Origin of the sequence: Flavobacterium proteolyticum (assembly GCF_015223105.1) — a bacterium.
Classification (GTDB): Bacteria; Bacteroidota; Bacteroidia; order Flavobacteriales; family Flavobacteriaceae; genus Flavobacterium; species Flavobacterium proteolyticum.
This window is the reverse complement of the sequence record NZ_JADFTZ010000001.1, coordinates 157,795-175,935: the sequence shown is the minus strand read 5'-3', so window position 1 is coordinate 175,935 and position 18,141 is coordinate 157,795. Positions and strand designations below refer to the sequence as shown.

General features: G+C 29.6%; 17 protein-coding genes. All 17 read left to right on the top strand.

All coding sequences use genetic code 11. The features are described 5' to 3' along the window. The first annotated feature begins 7 nt into the window (after positions 1-7). The 17 genes from IM755_RS00705 to IM755_RS00625 all read left to right on the top strand — a co-directional run bounded on the left by IM755_RS00705 (position 8) and on the right by IM755_RS00625 (position 18,112). A complete protein-coding gene (locus IM755_RS00705) occupies positions 8-457 on the top strand; it encodes a KTSC domain-containing protein (protein WP_194093167.1) in 450 nt (149 codons plus the stop codon). Between the two features lie 55 nt (positions 458-512). Beyond that, positions 513-989 (top strand): DUF1761 domain-containing protein, encoded by a 477-nt coding sequence (locus IM755_RS00700; RefSeq protein ID WP_194093166.1) that lies wholly within the window; start codon positions 513-515, stop codon positions 987-989. Positions 990-1,054: 65 nt separating this feature from the next. Further along, positions 1,055-2,200: a GNAT family N-acetyltransferase gene (locus tag IM755_RS00695; protein ID WP_194093165.1), complete on the top strand. Its 1,146-nt coding sequence runs from the start codon at positions 1,055-1,057 to the stop codon at positions 2,198-2,200. A 78-nt stretch (positions 2,201-2,278) separates the two neighbouring features. Then, the gene (locus IM755_RS00690; RefSeq protein WP_194093164.1) at positions 2,279-4,357 is read left to right on the top strand and encodes an OmpA family protein; all 2,079 of its coding nucleotides are present in this window, start codon (positions 2,279-2,281) and stop codon (positions 4,355-4,357) included. 38 nt (positions 4,358-4,395) lie between these two features. After that, complete coding sequence (locus tag IM755_RS00685; RefSeq protein ID WP_317172417.1) at positions 4,396-5,082, top strand: DUF4230 domain-containing protein; 687 nt, start codon at positions 4,396-4,398, stop codon at positions 5,080-5,082. Positions 5,083-5,153: 71 nt separating this feature from the next. Beyond that, entirely contained in the window at positions 5,154-5,426 is a 273-nt protein-coding gene (locus IM755_RS00680; RefSeq protein ID WP_194093163.1) for a hypothetical protein, read from the top strand. 38 nt (positions 5,427-5,464) lie between these two features. After that, a complete protein-coding gene (locus tag IM755_RS00675) occupies positions 5,465-7,384 on the top strand; it encodes an ATP-binding protein (protein ID WP_194093162.1) in 1,920 nt (639 codons plus the stop codon). Between the two features lie 3 nt (positions 7,385-7,387). Further along, a complete protein-coding gene (locus IM755_RS00670; protein WP_194093161.1) occupies positions 7,388-8,035 on the top strand; it encodes a response regulator in 648 nt (215 codons plus the stop codon). Between the two features lie 277 nt (positions 8,036-8,312). Next, a complete protein-coding gene (locus IM755_RS00665) occupies positions 8,313-9,017 on the top strand; it encodes a hypothetical protein (protein WP_194093160.1) in 705 nt (234 codons plus the stop codon). Positions 9,018-9,028: 11 nt separating this feature from the next. Further along, positions 9,029-10,390 carry a hypothetical protein gene (locus IM755_RS00660; RefSeq protein WP_194093159.1) on the top strand — a complete coding sequence of 454 codons (1,362 nt, stop codon included), beginning with the start codon at positions 9,029-9,031 and terminating at the stop codon, positions 10,388-10,390. Between the two features lie 2 nt (positions 10,391-10,392). Continuing rightward, entirely contained in the window at positions 10,393-11,700 is a 1,308-nt protein-coding gene (locus IM755_RS00655; protein ID WP_194093158.1) for a hypothetical protein, read from the top strand. Beyond that, positions 11,700-13,022 carry a hypothetical protein gene (locus tag IM755_RS00650; RefSeq protein WP_194093157.1) on the top strand — a complete coding sequence of 441 codons (1,323 nt, stop codon included), beginning with the start codon at positions 11,700-11,702 and terminating at the stop codon, positions 13,020-13,022. The genes IM755_RS00655 and IM755_RS00650 overlap by 1 nt, the downstream gene beginning before the upstream one ends. A gap of 5 nt (positions 13,023-13,027) precedes the next feature. Beyond that, positions 13,028-13,834 carry a hypothetical protein gene (locus tag IM755_RS00645; protein ID WP_194093156.1) on the top strand — a complete coding sequence of 269 codons (807 nt, stop codon included), beginning with the start codon at positions 13,028-13,030 and terminating at the stop codon, positions 13,832-13,834. 66 nt (positions 13,835-13,900) lie between these two features. Then, on the top strand, positions 13,901-14,071 hold the full coding sequence (locus tag IM755_RS00640) for a hypothetical protein (protein ID WP_194093155.1): 171 nt from the start codon (positions 13,901-13,903) through the stop codon (positions 14,069-14,071). Continuing rightward, complete coding sequence (locus tag IM755_RS00635) at positions 14,064-15,932, top strand: ATP-binding protein (RefSeq protein WP_194093154.1); 1,869 nt, start codon at positions 14,064-14,066, stop codon at positions 15,930-15,932. Before IM755_RS00640 ends, IM755_RS00635 begins: the two co-directional genes overlap by 8 nt. Continuing rightward, positions 15,929-16,567, top strand: a complete 639-nt coding sequence (locus IM755_RS00630) for a response regulator transcription factor (RefSeq protein ID WP_228063867.1) — start codon at positions 15,929-15,931, stop codon at positions 16,565-16,567. Before IM755_RS00635 ends, IM755_RS00630 begins: the two co-directional genes overlap by 4 nt. Positions 16,568-16,636: 69 nt before the next feature. Beyond that, positions 16,637-18,112 carry a hypothetical protein gene (locus IM755_RS00625; protein WP_194093153.1) on the top strand — a complete coding sequence of 492 codons (1,476 nt, stop codon included), beginning with the start codon at positions 16,637-16,639 and terminating at the stop codon, positions 18,110-18,112. Positions 18,113-18,141: the final 29 nt, after the last annotated feature.

Below are 18,141 nucleotides of genomic sequence, written 5' to 3'. Positions count from 1 at the left end.
AAAAATTATGAATCCAAAGAAAATTGCCGAGTACAGAAAGTTACTTGATGTTACTAAAACAGCTACGTTGAAAGAATTAAAAACCATTTACAGAAATAGTATGAAAGAAGATCATCCTGATACTATTGCTGATCCAGTGGAGCGTTTAGCTGCAGAAGAAAGAAGTAAAAATATTATTGAGGCATACCATTTTTTGGTTAGTATTGCTCCTGAAACACAAGAAAAAAATAAAGAGGTTTACCAAAGAATTACTTCTACTGTAAATATTCAAGATTTTTATATGGATAATGGAGTGTTGTATATTTCATTTTTAGATGGAAGTAATTACGAATATTTTAGTGTACCAAAAGTAACCTACATTAAAATGGTTAATGCTGAGTCTCCAAGTCGTTTTGCAAGAAGACACATTTATAACGAGTTTTTATACCGTAGTGCAAGCAAAATTGTAGCAGAATAAACAATTGTTAAATTTTTTCTATCTTTGATATACTAACCCAAAAACTATATCAATTATGGAAATGAATTTTTTAGCTGTTTTAGTGGCGGCTCTCTCAAGTTTTGTTGTTGGATTTGTTTGGTACAATCCTAAAGTTTTCGGAACGATTTGGATGAATGAAATCGGGATGACCGAAGAAAAAGCCAAACAAGGAAACATGGCAAAAATCTTCGGATTAACATTTGTTTTTGCTTTTATGTTGGCGTTTATGATGCCAACTTTGGTAATTCATCAAATAGGTGCTTTACAATTAGCTGGCGGAAATGAAAAAGATGAAGCTTTTTTAGCTTACATGCAAGTTCATGGTCACATGTTTAGGAGTTTTGGTCATGGGGCATTGCATGGTTTTTTTGCATCTTTATTCATTGTAGTTCCTACAATTGCTACTAATTGCTTATTTGAGCAAAAATCATTCAAATATGCAGCAATAACTTCTGGTTATTGGATTGTGGTAATGACATTGATGGGTGCTATTATCTGTGGTTGGAAATAAATTAAATTTTAACATTTAATTATATAGGAATCGCTCTACATTTGTGGAGCGATTTTATTTTTACATTGGACAAAATTTCATTTAAAATATTTAATTCAGTTAAAGAATTACCTGATCTTTGGGACATCGTGGCTCAGAGTAATGTATTTCTCCAAACTCCATATTTAACGGTTTTAGAAAAATCGGCTCCAGTGAATATGGAGTGTTTTTATATTGGAATTTTTGAAAATTCAGAATTAATAGGTGTTTCTTTGGCGCAGTATTTAGACTTGAATAAGTTAGAATCCTTCGGGGAACGAGATAAATGCTTTAAAACTGCTATTCGTAATTTTATATTCAAAAATTTTGCTTCTCATACTTTATTTCTTGGGAATAACATGATTACGGGGCAAAATGGTTATGTTTTTTCTAAGGAAATCGATTTCAATCATATAAGTGAAATTCTTTTACAAAGTGCTGATGAAATAACGTTGTACTTCAAGAAAAAAGGAATTTCAATTCACTTGGTTTCGTTTAAAGATTTTTATGATCATTGTTCGGTAGAGTTGAAAAAGTATCGTTTTTCAAATATGTACGAATTCAATACGCAACCGAATATGATTTTCTATTTGGATGAAAATTGGAAATCCTTAGACGATTATGTAGCTGCACTATCCAAAAAATACCGCGATCAATTTAAAAGAGCTCGAAAAAAAATCGATGGTATTCAAGTAAAAAATCTTTCCTACGAAGAAGTGCTTCAAAATGAAGAGAAGATATATGAGTTGTATCACTATGTTGCTAAAAATGCACCTTTTAATACGTTTTTCTTATCCAAAAACCATTTTTCAACATTAAAAGGTCAATGTGGTAATCGATTCCAGATTTTTGGTTATTTTTTAAATGAAGAATTAGTCGGATTTCATACGTTACTCCTAAATGATGAAACACTTGAAACCTATTTCTTAGGGTATAACGACCACATTCAAAAAGAAAACATGTTATATTTAAATATGTTGTACAACATGACCGAATATGGAATTGAAAACGGCTTTAAACGCATAATTTTCGGAAGAACGGCTTTGGAAATTAAAAGTTCTATCGGAGCAACACCTGTTCAAATGTCGGGTTTCATCTACCATAACAATAAATTAATCAATCGATTTATTGGTAAAATCTTTAAAAAACTAGAGCCAGAATTGCATTGGCAACAACGTCATCCTTTTAAATAAAATACGGCATATTACGTATGCTAGCTTAATTCTAAAAAATTATATTTGTAAAGTTAATACAATCAAATCTTTACAATTATGCGATTTACTTTTACCCTTTTAACTTTTTTCTTTGTTTCCACTTTTGGATTGGCACAGAATGTAAAATTCAATGATACTTTTGATGATGATAAAAACACTTGGTCATCAAATTCTGATGGTTTTGTAACGTCAGTTAATAAAGGTAAATTAACATTGGAGAACAATCATGAAAAAAACTCAAAATGGGTTTGGAAAGCAATTGTTGATGATGGTACCGCTACTGATTTTGATGTTGAAGCCACTTTAATTTTGGATAAAACTCCAAACGAGTATGCTACGTATGGATTAGTTTGGGGAATGTATAGCGATAATTCAGATTACCGAGTTGTGCAGTTATCAGCCAATAAACAACTTCAAATTTATCATTATTATGCGAGTGATTTCCATTATGATAAAAAATGGGAGCCTTCAAAACAAGTAAATGGTAAAGACAAGAAGAACAAAGTAAAAGTTGAAAAAAGAGCGAATATTTACAAAGTATTTATAAATGATGAACTAGTTTTTCAAACAGGAAACAATTCTTATTACGGAGGTAGATTCGGATTTATTGTAGATGCAGGGGTTACGCTTTTAGCTGAAGATTTTAAGGTAATTGAATATCCATCTTCAATTAATGTGGTGAAAGAATTTAATTCGAATTTAAAAATGCTAAAATTACCAGAAACAGTTTCAAGTCCTACGATTGAAGAAACAAATCCGGTAATTTCTGCAGATGGAAACATCTTGTATTTTGATAGAAAAAGCAACCCAGCTAACGTTGAAACCGATAAAGACGATATTTGGTATTCGGTTAAAGATAGAAATGGAAAATGGGAACAAGCAAAAAACATTGGAAGACCATTAAATAATAAAGATTACAATTTTGTAATTTCTTCATCTCCAGACAACAATACGCTTCTTTTAGGTAATAAATATGCATCTGATGGAGTTTCTCCAAATGGAGCAGGGGTTTCAATTGCTCAAAAAGGATTGCGAGGATGGGAAATTCCAAAAGATGTGATTATAGAAGATTATGTTAATAAAAATGATTATGTGGGGTATTTTCTTTCAAGCGACAACAAACATTTACTTATGTCTGTGGAACGTCCAGAAGGACATGGTTTAAAAGATATTTTTGTGAGTTACGTAAAAGAAGATGGTACATTTTCAAAACCAAAAAATTTAGGGAATGTTGTAAATTCGTTCGAAGATGAAACCAATCCGTTTTTAGCTGCTGATGGAAAAACCCTTTATTTTGCAAGTAAAGGACATCCTGGATACGGATATTACGATTTGTTTGTAAGTAAACGACTTGATGATTCTTGGACAAATTGGTCAAAACCTGAAAATTTAGGAAATATCATCAATTCTCCAGGGTATGAATTAAGTATTTTTCTTTCAGCAAAAGGGGATAAGGCTTATGTAGGTAGAGAACAAGATATTTGGGAAATTGATAATACCGTAAAACAAGATCCTGTTGCTTTAGTTAAAGGAAAAGTGTACGATAGCAAAACGAAAAAAGTAATGAGTGCTCCAATTGTTTACAACGCACTTAAAACCAATAAAGAATTAGGAACCGCTATTTCAGATCCATCAACCGGAAGTTATTCTATCGTATTACCTTATGGCGAAAAGTACAGTTTTATGGCGGAGAAAGAAGGATATTACGCCGTTACCCAAAATGTGGATTTGTCAGATTTAAAGGAATACAAAGAAATTGAAGTAGATTTATATTTGAATCCAATTGAAAAAGGAGAAATCATTCGATTAAACAATATCTTCTTTGCTTCAGGAAAATACGAATTGTTAGCAGAATCATATGGTGAGTTAGATAAATTACTTCAGGTTTTAAAATCAAACTCCAAAATGAAGATTGAAATTTCGGGTCATACCGACGCTGTTGGAGCGGATGCAGATAACTTAACATTATCAAATAATCGAGCTAATGCTGTTATGAATTACTTGTTAGGAAAAGGAATTGCAAAAGACAGATTGTCTGCAAAAGGATACGGAGAAACAAAATTCATTGCAACAAATGATACCGATGAAGGCAAACAATTGAACCGTAGAGTAGAGTTTGTTATTTTAGAAAAATAATTCAAGTAACTTTTCTATCTTCGTGTAAAATTTAAATCATGGCACGAACAAGTTCTACCGAAACCGCAATAAAAAATATGCTTATTCCATTAGTGCAAGCGATTGGGCGTTCGGGAAAGTTAATTTATTTGTTGATTTTTTTGATTGTTGGGTTTTTGGCGTATCAGTTTTTTACTAAAAAGGCAAATACCACAACTATTGAATATGATACCAATTTAATTCAAGTTCAAATTAAAAATGTTGGAAAATTAGTAGTAACCGAAGGACATTTTGCAGAAGTTTTAACGTACAAAGACAAAAAAGAAACCTACATTCCAGGTTTGTCGTTTGATAAAAAAGCATTGGTGGTAATTAATGCCGATGTTACTGTTGGTTTTGACTTGAGCAAAGTAACGTATGATATTGATGCAAAAAACAAAGTTTTAACCATTACTAATATCCCAAAGGAAGAAATAAAGATCAGTCCTGATTTTAAATATTATGACACCGAATCCTCAACTTTTAATGAGTTTACAGGTGACGATTATAATAAGATAAATAAAATTGCTAGAGCCAATTTGTTGAAAAAAATCGAGAAATCTACCTTAAAAACAAATGCTCAAAATAGATTATTGAGCGAGCTTTCTAAAATGTTGATTGTAACAAATTCTTTAGGCTGGACATTATCATACAAAGGAAATGTCGTAAAAAACGATAAAGATTTAGAACTCAAAATAATCAATTAAATACGCATTTATTCGTATTGAAAAAACCAAGTCATTAAGTCAAATTTGTAATTGATTTAATGACTTTTTTTATGGATAAAATAATAGTAGTGGTTTTGTGCTTATTATTGCTCTTAGCGATAATTTTAATAATTGCTAACAAACGAATTAAGCAAATGCATTATCATAAGATGAAGCAATTAAAAGAGGTATTTAATAGTTTGTCAAGTAAGCAAGAAATATTGAATCATAAAGCATCGATTTCAACTGATTTTCAATCCAATTATAAATCAGATATAAATAAATTAAGCGAAGAAATTTTTGTGCTTCAAAAAAGAATATTTGAGTTACTTTCTAAGAAATAATTTAGTACTTTTAGATAACAATAGAACCTAATATTTAAATGAAAAAATATGCTTTTTTATTGGTTTTAATGAGTTGTTTTGGTTTTGCACAAGATTTGCAACAACATATTACAACGTTAAAGAAAGAATTAAAATCAAAACCTAATTTAGAAAGAACTACTCAAATATGTTCGGATTTAACTTGGGATTATATCGATGTTTCGCTTGATTCTGCATTAGTTTATGGGGAAAAAGCGTTGTTGTTTGCTCAAAAAACAAAAAAGCACCAACTCATTTCTCAAAGTTATTCTAACTTAGGTGGTGTTTATTTACGCAAAGAAAACTTCAAAAAATCGGAAGAAAGTTATCAAAAAGCCATTCAAATTAGAACTGCTAATAAAGATTTTGAGGGCGTTGCTAAAGCAAAAATCAATATCGGAAATGTATTGGCAAGCAAGCAAGATTATGTACCTGCGACAAAATATTTTATAGAAGCAATTCAATATTTTGATGGTAAAAACGATACGATTGTAAGTTTGACTAAAGGGAATCTAGGTTTGATTTTCTTCGAAATGAAGAACTTTCCAAAAGCCATTAAATATTTAGAAGAATCAACCGATTTTTTAAAGAAAAACGACATGAAGCAAGGTTTGTGTCATACCTATCTTTCATTAGGCGATGTGTATTTGGATAAAAAAGATACTTTAAAAGCCTTGAATTCATACAAAACAAGTCTTGAAAATTGCAAATCGTGCAAAGATAATCTCGGAATTTCAACTTTAAATCAGCGTATTGGCGCAGTGCACTCGGCAAAAGGAAATTCGGAAAACGCGAAAAAGTATTACCAAATTTCAGAGAAACTTTTAAAAGAATTAAATTCTGAAATTGAGCAAACGAATGTAATGTTATCAAAATCGGAAGATTTTATCAAACAAAAAAAGTATAGCGAAGCATACGAACTATTATTGCAAGTTAAAAAGATTCACAAAGAATATGAGTCTGACCGATATTTATTAGAAACCTACAAGAAGTTGACTTTGGTTTGTATGTATCAAGAAATGAAAGATAGTAGTGCTTTTTATTTCAATCAATACACCAATTTGAAAGATGATAAATTGAAATCATCTGTCTTAGAAGAAACAGCAGAATTAGAAACTAAATACCAAACGGCCAAAAAAGAAAAGCAACTGTTACAAAAAGAAGCCGAAGCGAAAAAGAAAACTACAACGATTATTATTCTTTCCTTGTTAGCTTTTTTCATTGCAATTGTTGGATTTTTAATTTACCGTCAACAACGTTTGAAAAATATGCAACAAAAGCAAGAATTTGAATTGCAATCGGCTATTGCCCAAATCGAAAATCAAAATAAATTACACGAACAACGATTGGCGATTTCAAGAGATTTACATGATAATATTGGAGCGCAATTGACATTCATTATTTCTTCGGTTGAGAATTTAAAATTCGGATTTCCAACGATGGAAACGTCTATAAAAAATCATTTGACCAAGATTAGCGATTTTACAAAAACTACGATTGTAGAACTTCGCGATACCATTTGGGCCATGAATGCTAACGAATTTACGTTTGATGATTTAAGTTCTAGAATTTATAATTTCATCGAAAAAGCGCAATCGGTAAAGGAAAATACAACATTTAAATTTTCAGTTGATGAAAGTTTGAAAAATAGCAAGTTTTCCTCTTTAGAAGGAGTTAATTTGTATCGAACCATTCAAGAAGCGGTTAATAATGCCATTAAATATGCTGATGCAACGGGAGTTTCAGTTCAAGTACAACCAAATGAAAATGGAATTGTAATTGATATTTCAGACAACGGAAAAGGTTTCGATTTAGACACAATCGATTTAGGAAATGGTATTGTAAACATGCAAAAGCGTATAGAAGAAATTGGTGGCGTTTTTAAAATCAAATCCGAACTTACAAAAGGAACTCAAATTACAATTTCACTAAATAAATAATCTATGATTCGAATTGCTATAGTTGACGATAATACATTTTTGCAAAAAACGATACAAGATAAATTGAGTTTTTTCGCAGATGTTGAGGTGCGAATGAAAGCCATTCACGGTCAAGATATCATTGAAAAATTAGAAAAAAATCACAACCTCGATTTAATTCTGATGGATATCGAAATGCCAAAAATGAATGGTATTGAAGCAACAGCAATCATCAAATCAAAATTTCCACAAATCAAAATCATCATGCTAACGGTTTTTGATAATGATGAGAACATTTTCAAAGCCATAAAAGCAGGAGCTGATGGTTATTTTTTAAAAGAAGTGAATCCACAAGAATTGTATAACGGAATTCAAGAAACCTTATCCGGTGGTGCTGGAATGACACCTTCCATTGCATTAAAAACACTCAAGTTATTACGCGAACCTTTAGTTTTTGATGATTCAATCACCAAAGAAGAAATCAGTTTAACTTCAAGAGAAATTGAAGTGTTGGAACAATTAAGCAAAGGATTAAAATACAATGCAATTGCCGAAAATTTGTTTCTATCACCCGGAACGATTCGTAAACATGTTGAAAATATTTACACCAAACTTCAGGTGCACAATAAATTAGAAGCCATCCAAAAAGCAAAAAATAATAAATTGATATAACCGAAAGTTATTACCGTAAATTTTTAGTTTTTCTATTGGGGATTTGAATAGTAATCACGCTACCGTCACTTCGAGTGATTTTTAAGAGTTAAAATGCTAATTTTTACTCTTAAAAATTGTATCGAGAACTGTAGAAAGAGTTTTTTATTCGAATAATACTCAATTTGTCATAATTGAATTAATATACGAATTTCTACGTATTTCTTTACGTTCTTCTTCCTCATAATTTTACTTCATAATTAAGAACAAAAAATGTTGAACTAATTCTGAAGAAATTATGAAAAAAATAGGATTATTATTTCTGGCTTATTTTCTATTTAACTTGTCTTTTGCTCAAGAAAAAGAGAGTAATTTATCTGTAAAATTTAATTTAGGAACTTCCTTTTCTAAGCCAGCGGGCGATTTAGGAAATGTCGCTGGTAAAGGAAAGTCAATGCAATTGCTTTTACAAACTGAAGTTGGCTATCATTTGTCTTATAATAAATCTACAAAATTTGGGGTAAAACTTGCAGGAGTTGCAGGACAAGATTGGGCTAATTTTTTATCTAATGATGCTTTAACCGAATTAAAAGTATCAGTTCCTAATTTAAAGGCTCGTATTTACCCACTAAGTTTTCAAGGCGATGTTTTTAAAGGTCTTGAAAAAATTATGCCAAAAAATTTACCTTTTGCAATAGAGCTTCCTATTGGAATTGCTTTGGTTTCATCTATTAGTAGCTTACACTTTGATTACGGTCTTGGTTTTGGTAAAATTACAGAAACGGCTTACATAGACGAATATGATTTTAATGATCAAACTGTTAACAGAACTATGCGCTATTTTGGATGGGGATTTCAACCTCAAATTTATCGCTCTGATAGTGAAAAATGGATTGTTAATGCCATGTTTGATTTTGGTAAATATTCATGGACAAATGCAAATGGTGGCACTTCTTCCTTCAAAACAAGTCAAGTTGGATTTGGTGCTCAGTATAACTTTTAATCTAAATAAAAATGAAAAAAATAATCACACTTATAGCAGTATTTGTAATCAATTTTACGAATGCTCAAATTACAAAATATAAAGCAGCTGATTTTCAGTTAACATCTGATGTAACGAAATACGAAACACAAGAATTTTTCTTTGACTCTGCTCAAAATAAATATCAAATGTGCAGTAAAAAAACAATTTACTTAAATAAAGGATTAGTCACAAAAATTGAAAATGTAATGAATTATTTTATTTATGTAGAAAGTGTAAATACATTCAATTACAAAAACGGGCAATTAGAAAGTATTGAAACATTAAGTTCCGGAAATTTCTCTACTGAAAAATTTATTTATAAAAATGGAAAAATCGTTGAGAGAATTAAAGATGGAGATTCTAATTCCAGAAGTACATACGAATATGATAATAAAGGAAACCTTAGTAAAGAAATGTTGTATGAAGATGGAGCTTTAGTAGGAAAAATTGCTTATAGTAATTACACTGCTCCAGGAACGTATTATAAAAAAAATAACAAGTGCTATAATGAAACCGAACAAGGAACTGATGAAGAATGGTTTAAGAATGGTTTTATGATCAGAGAAAAGTTAATCAGCGAATATTATCAAGGAGAATCATCTTATACGTATGATAAATTAGGAAATCAAGTATCTCAAACTTCAGAAGGTAAAACATGGACTAATAATTATGTTTATGATGCAAAAGGAAATGTACTAAAATCAAGAGTAATTCAGCAAGGTTTTGACGGAATGCCCGATACCAATTATTTCACTTTTGCAAAAGCGACTTACACTAATGGAAAAACAGAAGGAAATGTAGAATTTGATGCTAACTACGTTAAAAAATACGAACCTAAATCGGCTTCATATGAAGTTAGCTATACGTTTAATGAAGTTACAGGAGAAGAACTGAACAAAGCACTTAACGACTTAAAAGCTTTAACCACTTCAACCTACAAAATCAAAAAAAATGAAGGAAATACTTTTACTATTAAAGATGCAAATGGTGAGGAAATCACAAATGATGTGGAAGCTGTAAAAAGTAAAAATGACATTTTAGTCTATGATATTTTATTTAAAAAATCGGTATTGTTGAAAAACTTCTACAATGATGAGGTTAAAATAGGTGAGTGGTACAGTATGGAAGAATTACCATCTCCAACAGGTTTATATTGGATTTTTTCTGAAGCACCTGAGTTCTTTGTGATACAAAACGGAGTTTTGCTTGATATGTCATTGTATAAATTAGTGAAAACTCAAAAAGAAGATGATTTCATCGTTCAAGAAGCAGGAATTGATAAATACATCATTCGCGATTTGAATTCAAAAGGCTTCGAAACATTTTATCCATTAGAATTTTTAAATAATTAGTTATGCGTTTAGGAGTTGTTTTTAGTCTATTTTTTGCCTTTGGATTTGCTCAAGAAAAGCATCTAACTTCCGATTTTCACCTCTCGAAAGATGTAACGAAATATGAATCTGTTGAATATAAATACAATGCGGCAATTAAAAATTTTGAAGTTTCAGAAACTGAAATTTTAGAATTTCAAGAAGGGAAATTAGTTCAGAGAACCCATCAAGAATCAGGGATTTTTGGTGGAGTTATGAATAAAGTTGAAAAATTCACTTACGATCAAAAAGGGCAATTATTAAAAATTGAAGCCGAAGGAAGATATCCAAAACAATTTTTCTATGATAAAAGTGGAAAGCTAGTCAAAATTTTTATGGATAGAAATACTGAAGCTTCCATATCAGAGGATTTTACTTATGATAAAAAAGGAAATTTAATAAAATGGGTTAAGAAGACAGGTAATGCAATAGATGAGGAAAGAACATTTTTTAACTATATTAATCCTAAGAGTTATAAGTACAATTTAAAGTATTATCAATCTCAAAAAAATGAATTGTTATTTTCAGAAGAAGGTGAATACAAAAGCGGGAATAAAATAGCCTATAAGCATATTAGTGCAAAAGATAGTAAAGAAACATTTTATAATTTAGAATATGATGTTTATGGAAATCTTATAAAATCATCAAGTAATGCTAATTATCTGTATGAAACTGTTTATGCTTATGATGAAAAAGGGAATGTTATCAAAGAGCGAAGTAATGATGCAGCCGATTTATACTCTAAATTTTCAAAAATAACTTTTAAAGATGGAACTACTTCAGGAAGCACAACTTTTGCGCCTTATTTTACAAAAGGGATTCAGCAGCCAATTCTTTTAATGCCGATGAATAAAAATCCAAAAGAAAAGTACAAGGTTATGAAAACTGGCCCAACACATTACGAAGTAAAAAATAGTAAAGGACAAATTGTTCCCATCAATCCAAAAGAAAGTTTGATTTTTGAACAAAAAGATATGTTTTTCTACGATGCCAAAACCAATGAAACAGTAGTGCTGTTTGGATTATTTACTAACGCTTACAAATCAAATGAATGGTATGAAACGGTTACCTATAATTCACCAACAGGAAAATACATTGTAGTAAATACCGATTGGAATTTCTTTATTCTTGAAAAAGGAAATGTCGTAGAATCGTCTCAATACAAACTTCATAAAGGAATTGATGGCAATACATTAGTGATAGCAGAAAATGGTAAAGAAAAATTCTTTGTTCCTCATTTAGATCAAATGCAAGCTTTAGTAATTTATCCATTAGAATTAATCTCAAAATAATGAAAAACCTAGTCTTAATCTTTTTTTCGGTATTCAGTTTTGCCCAACAACAATTTAGAACTTCCGATTTTGGTTATTCTGATGATGTGGTAAAAGTGGAAGAATCCCTCTATATGTTTGATAAAAATCAAAACAAATTTGTTAAAGAGAACTACTACATAACCGAGATTAAAAATACCTATGTTCAAAGGCAAATTTTAGAAAATATTTATCAAGAAGAAAAGATTTCAGGTGAGTATTTATATGTTTATAATTCCGACTCAACACTGAAAGAAATCAATTATAAACCAATTATAGGAGACTTTGGTCATCCAATCAGATTTCTATTTCAGTACGAAAAAGGAAAGTTGAAAAAAGTAATTGTTGAACACATGTCATCTACTACTTACGAATACGATAAAAAAGGAAATTTAATTAAAGAAGTGGAATTAAATGCAGATGATGAACCTTCGGAAACCATTTTTTACCAAGACTATATTGATAAAAAAAGTTATACCAAAATTAATAAAAGTAACGATGGTTCAGGAAGTGATTTTACAAAAGAAATTTATAAAGATGGGTTGCTGATTGAAAAAAACATGGTTTCAGAGGATTTTAATTCGACTACGAAATATTCTTATGACAATTTTAGAAATGTGATATCTCAAGTTTATGACGACAGCTCCCGAATAGATTTTAATTACGAATTTGATGCAAAGAACAATCGAATAAAAATTGCAAAAGTGATTCCAGCATTGCCTGATGATAATTCCTTTGCATTTGCGAAAATCACCTATGCAGATGGAACAGCTTCTGGAAGTACGGAATTAGATTTAGATTTCATTAAAAAACACTATAAAGCTTTTAGAGAGAAAGATTCTTTAGTACAACAATATCAAAAAGTTGCCTACACTAGAAAAGATTATTTATCGGTTTTAAAAGGTGAAGAAGGTGCAATTGAAATTCAAGATTCATATGATAACGATTTTGAAAAAGTAGTAGAATTAACTGATACACCAGAGCATTCTAGTTTGGTAATTTTTAATGAAGTGGATCAATCCGTGCATTTTGTGAAAGGATTTTATTTAGATGATTTTGCAAAACATGAATGGCATGATGCTATAAAATTGGAATCACCAACAAAAATATTTTGGGTTAAAGACAACAAGTTTAAAATTTCATTTTACCAAGAGGGGAAGTATTTACAAAGCGGTAATTTTTCTATTGAAGATGATGAAAATCCGAAACATTTGGTTGTAAAATCTGTTGATGGTGCAACTTACCAAATTCAAAATGTTGATACTTCAGAAGCGGGAAGATTGTATCCATTATTTAAAAAATAGAAAATATGAAAAGTTTAGTAATTTCAATTATTGCTTTATTCGGATTGAGTTTACAAGCGCAAGAGCAATTTCTAACATCACATTTTAATTGGTCGCCAAAAACGCAAACTATCCAAAAAGAAATCTATTATTTCAATCCAGAAACCAATGCAAAAGAATGGTCAAAAACGGAAATTTATACGTTTTACAATCAATATTTAGATTCAGTAGTTGTGGATTTGGGCGATGCGAAAGAAATTACAAAATACAATTTCAATATTGATAATTCTTTGGTTTCAAAAATTACCGACTACAAGTTAAGTGAAACACAAGACAAAACCTTATTTTTCTATGATAAAGAATTGCGATTAACCAAATCTCAAGAATTTGTGCAAGGCAGATTGTTTTCGGAAACTAAGTATTCGTACGACAAGCAGAATCGATTAATAAAATCAGTTTGTAGAGAAAAAGAAACCGATTTTTCTGAAATTACCGAATATTCTAATTACACTTCTGAAGATAGTTATACCAAAACTTCTTATTATAAAGATGCTAAGAAAGAAGCAAATTTATCAATCGAAATTTATAAAAACGGCTTGTTAATAGAAGGAAACTATCAGATTTTCGATTTAAAAAGTAAAATAGTGTATCAGTACGATGAAAAACGAAATGTAATCTCCGAACAAAAAGACAACGAAACACCAACGCTATATCAATACGAATATGATACTGAAGGAAATCCAACGAAAATCATAATTTCAAACGCGGGAAATCCTTATGTGAATTCAGAAATTATTGTAAAAAGTACGTATTCTGATTTTAGGTCAAATTAATAAGCCGTTTAGCGTATTGATTTTATAATTAATTAGTTTCAATTTTGTTGTCAAAATATTTTTTTCATGGCAACAAAAAAAAACAAAGACTCAATAATTGAAATGCAAGAAAAAAAAGCTAATTTGCTTAAACTTAAAAGCGATGTTTTATCAAAAATTATAGATGATTCCCTTTTAAAGTTAAAAAAAATTCAAAAAGATTTACTTTTAATATTTAATGATATTGAGAATGAATAAATGCCTTTTTTTTCTAAAATGTATTGCTATATGTTTAATTCTTTTTTCTTGCTCTAAAGAAAATCAATTTACTGAAAATCAAAAAAAGATCATTAGACTATATAATGAGATTTATAGCAGTAAATATAAGATTAATTCCAATCAAAAAAGAATAATTGATAGTTTAGAATCATATTCAAAAGTGGAAGATTTGCCTTTTAAAACAGTTGTTAAAGTGGCAAAAATTTTTGATTACCAGAAAGAAGGAAAAGAGCTTCTTTTGATGAAAGAAATAATTTCTGCAGAACAAAATTTGGCAATTTATCCAAATGATAGCCTTTTTTATCACGTAATCTTAGCAAAAGCAAATTATTTTAAGAACTCTGGTAATTACGATGAATCACTAAAGAATTATTTAAAAGCAAAAAAAAGTGCAGTTTCTATAGGTGATACACTAAAAATTTCAGGAGTTCTTGCCAATATTGGACAGCTTTATTATCAAAAAAATGATTTAAAAACAGCGATAAGTTATTCTAACCAAGCAATAGCTATACTTAAAAATAATACCTCTCAACCACCATATTTAATTGCATCTCACACTTTAGCAAACATTGCTGGTATGAGTGGTAAATTTGATGAAGCTCTAAGGATAGACGAAACTTGTATCAAAATTTGTGATGATTTGGATGCTGATGTTTTAAAAGTCATGTTTCTTGACAATAAAGCTAATTGCTATTTGTATTCTAATCAATTAGAAAAAGCTGAACTTGCTTTTAAAGAATGTTTAGCAATTGATTTGAAAGTTAAGCATAAAAAGCAAATTGCCGATACGTATACAAATTTAGCAAACCTGCATGCTTTCAAAGGAAATGAGAAATTAATGTTTGATTACATTAATAAAAGTGCGAAAATAATTAATCAAATAAATTACAAACCAGGCTTACTAAAAAACTATGCGTTACTGCAGGAATTTTACGAAAAGAACAATAATTTTAAAGAAGCTTCTAAATATTCGAAAGACTATTTAAAAGTTTATAAAGAATTAATGAATGAAAAAAAGGAAACTACTCAAGCAGTTTATCAAGTAATTCATCAAAAAGAAGAAAAAGAAAAGCTTATTTTAGAAAAGCAACTCCAATATGAAGAAGCGAAAATTTGGATAGGTATAATCCTATTTGCATTAGTTGTAATTGCGGCTTTATTTTACTATAAATCAAAAAAACAAAAGGCTGATTTAATGTTTCAAAGTAAATTAAACGAAGTAAAATTAACCACCAAGCTTCATGAACAAAAAATCGAAATTTCTCGTGAATTGCATGACAACATAGGTGCACAGCTTACATTTATTAATTCAATAATCGAAAGTCTTCGAAAATCAGATGGTATTAAAGATGAAAAAAATAAAATGAAGCTTGCCGCTGTTTCAGATTTTACTAAGCAAACTATTTCAGAACTTAGAGATACTATTTGGGTGCTTAACCCAAACAATCTAAACGGAGAAGAATTAAGAGCCAGAATGATAAATTTTATTAAAAACGCTCAAGATTCATCTGAACAAATTAAATTTAAATCAAACATTGATATAAATTCGGATTTAAATTTTAATTCAAAATTTGGTATCACTATAATGAGAGTTTTTCAGGAAATAATCAACAATGCAGTAAAACATTCTAATGCCAATAAGGTTACTATAGATGTCTTAACTAAAAACCAATCGTTATCTATTTCAATTATTGATGATGGCGTTGGATTCAATTTAGATGATGTTGATGGGAATGGTATTCATAACATAAAAAATAGAGTTTCTCAGTTAGATGGAACAGTTGATATACTATCTGAAAAAAGTAAAGGAACAAACATTTTAATTTCCATACCATTATGATTAAAATAGCCATTGTTGAGGATAATACTTTTTTAATGCGAACTATAATTGAAAAATTAGACAATCCTGAAATATTAATTAAATACAAAGCTTTTAATGGTAAAGAAATTATAGATTTACTTCAGGTTAATAATACTTTAGACGTTATTCTCATGGATATAGAAATGCCTATTCTTAATGGTATAGAAGCAACAAGAGAAATAAAAACGAAGTATCCTCAAATTAAAATCATTATTAATACTGTTTTTGACAACGATGAAAATATTTTTAATGCAATTAAAGCAGGTGCTGATGGTTATTTGCTTAAAGATGTTGATTCAGAAAAATTGATTGAAGCAATACGCGATATTTTAAAAGGAGGAGCTGTAATGACACCTTCAATAGCAATGAAAACATTAAAGTTGTTAAAAAATCCAGTAGACTTTTCTAAATCAGAAGAAGTTATTCAGCTTTCAGAAAGAGAAATAGAAGTATTAGAACAATTATCTAAAGGACTAAAAAATAAAGATATTGCAAGTAACTTGAATGTTTCTTTTTTTACCGTGAAAAAACATATTGAAAATATTTATCGAAAACTTCAAGCACACAACAGAATAGAACTCATTCAAAAAGCACGAGAAAATAGACTTATTTAAATACGCCAAACGGCGTATTTTTTTTTGTTTACTTTCCATTTATTTTTAACAAATTTTAATTCTGTTATTATGCATTTTAAGTTTTTTATTTTGCTTTTATTTTGTTTTGGTACTACACAAGCGCAGTATGCTGATTATACGGATATGATTAGAAGAGAATCTCGTGATATTCAAGAGTACATTAGTAGGAGGAATAATACGAATAATTCACCCAGATTTTCATCAAGTGTTTTGTATGATTATAAATCTGAAAAGGATGCAGAAAAAGAACGCGCAAAACGCGAGCGCGAACAAAAAAACATTGAAGTTCAAGCATTTTTAAAGCAACAAGAGAAATTAGAAAAAGAACAACGTGAGAAATGGGAAAAATATCGAGAAGTTGAAGAATCTGTTTATCGAGCAACAGCCCATAAAGCTATTTCGTATGTAGCAGAAAATGGAATTCCAATGAGTACAGCAGAAAGAGATACTTATATTAAGTTTGAATTAATGAGTAATGGGGTTTTAAAACCTAATTATGAACAAAAAATGACCGAATTATTAGCCTTAATTGAGGTCGAAAAGACTATAAATACAGCCGGATTAGATGAACTTTTAAGCAAAATATTGAAGTTAAGTTCGTTAGAAGGTTTGAATGCCAATCAAAATTTAGAATATGTGTTTCAGCTTCAAAAGCGATTCCCACAGGAAGAAATAAAAATAGATAATGCATTTATTACTCTTTTTGTGAATTTTTATAATAGTCGAAACGATTCCAAAATTTTGTTTGGTAATTATGATAAATATTATGATTTGTATCAGTATTTAGACCAAAAATATCCTGAAACGGTTTTAATGCTTATGAAAGGTTTAATCGAAGGAAATTACAATCCAATTGAGCACGGCAATATTATATTTAAAAGGGATAATGAAAAAGCCAGTTCTAAAGAATGGGAAAAAAGACATAAAAAAAACGATGAAAAAATAAAGGATATTAAATTTGGTCTCATTGGATATTCTGAAAAAAGCAAAACACTTGAAGGTATTCTTGAATTATGTGATCGGTATGGTTTAGAGCCTATGGAAGTGGTGCTTTTAGACGACTTTAAAGTATTAAATTCAGGAGGAAAAGGAACAATTTATAGTACTTATTATACCTCATTTGATAAAAATAATCCTAAGTTTAAATTTTTTAAGCCCTTAGCAGCACTCTGCGATAAAAATAGTATCAGAGCTTATATGTTTTACTTGGATGAATTGGGTTATACAGATTCTAGTAAAAACAAAATATTAGATTATGCTAATAGTATGTTAGAAAAAGGGTGTAACACGGCATTTACTTTATATTTTATAGATCATTTACCATCTTATTATGTGGGTGCCGAAAATGCATTAAAGTCTATGAAACATTTTAAAGAAACTGCTAGTCCTGAAGAGTTTAAATCAGTTACAGATGAGATTTTTAAACAGAATAGTACTTTCAATCCAACAAGTAAATCATACACAGTAGATGCCAATCAAATTCAAAGAGATTTGGTAGATGAATTAATAAAAATAGCAAACTGATGAAAAAATATCTTTCATTAGACCACGTA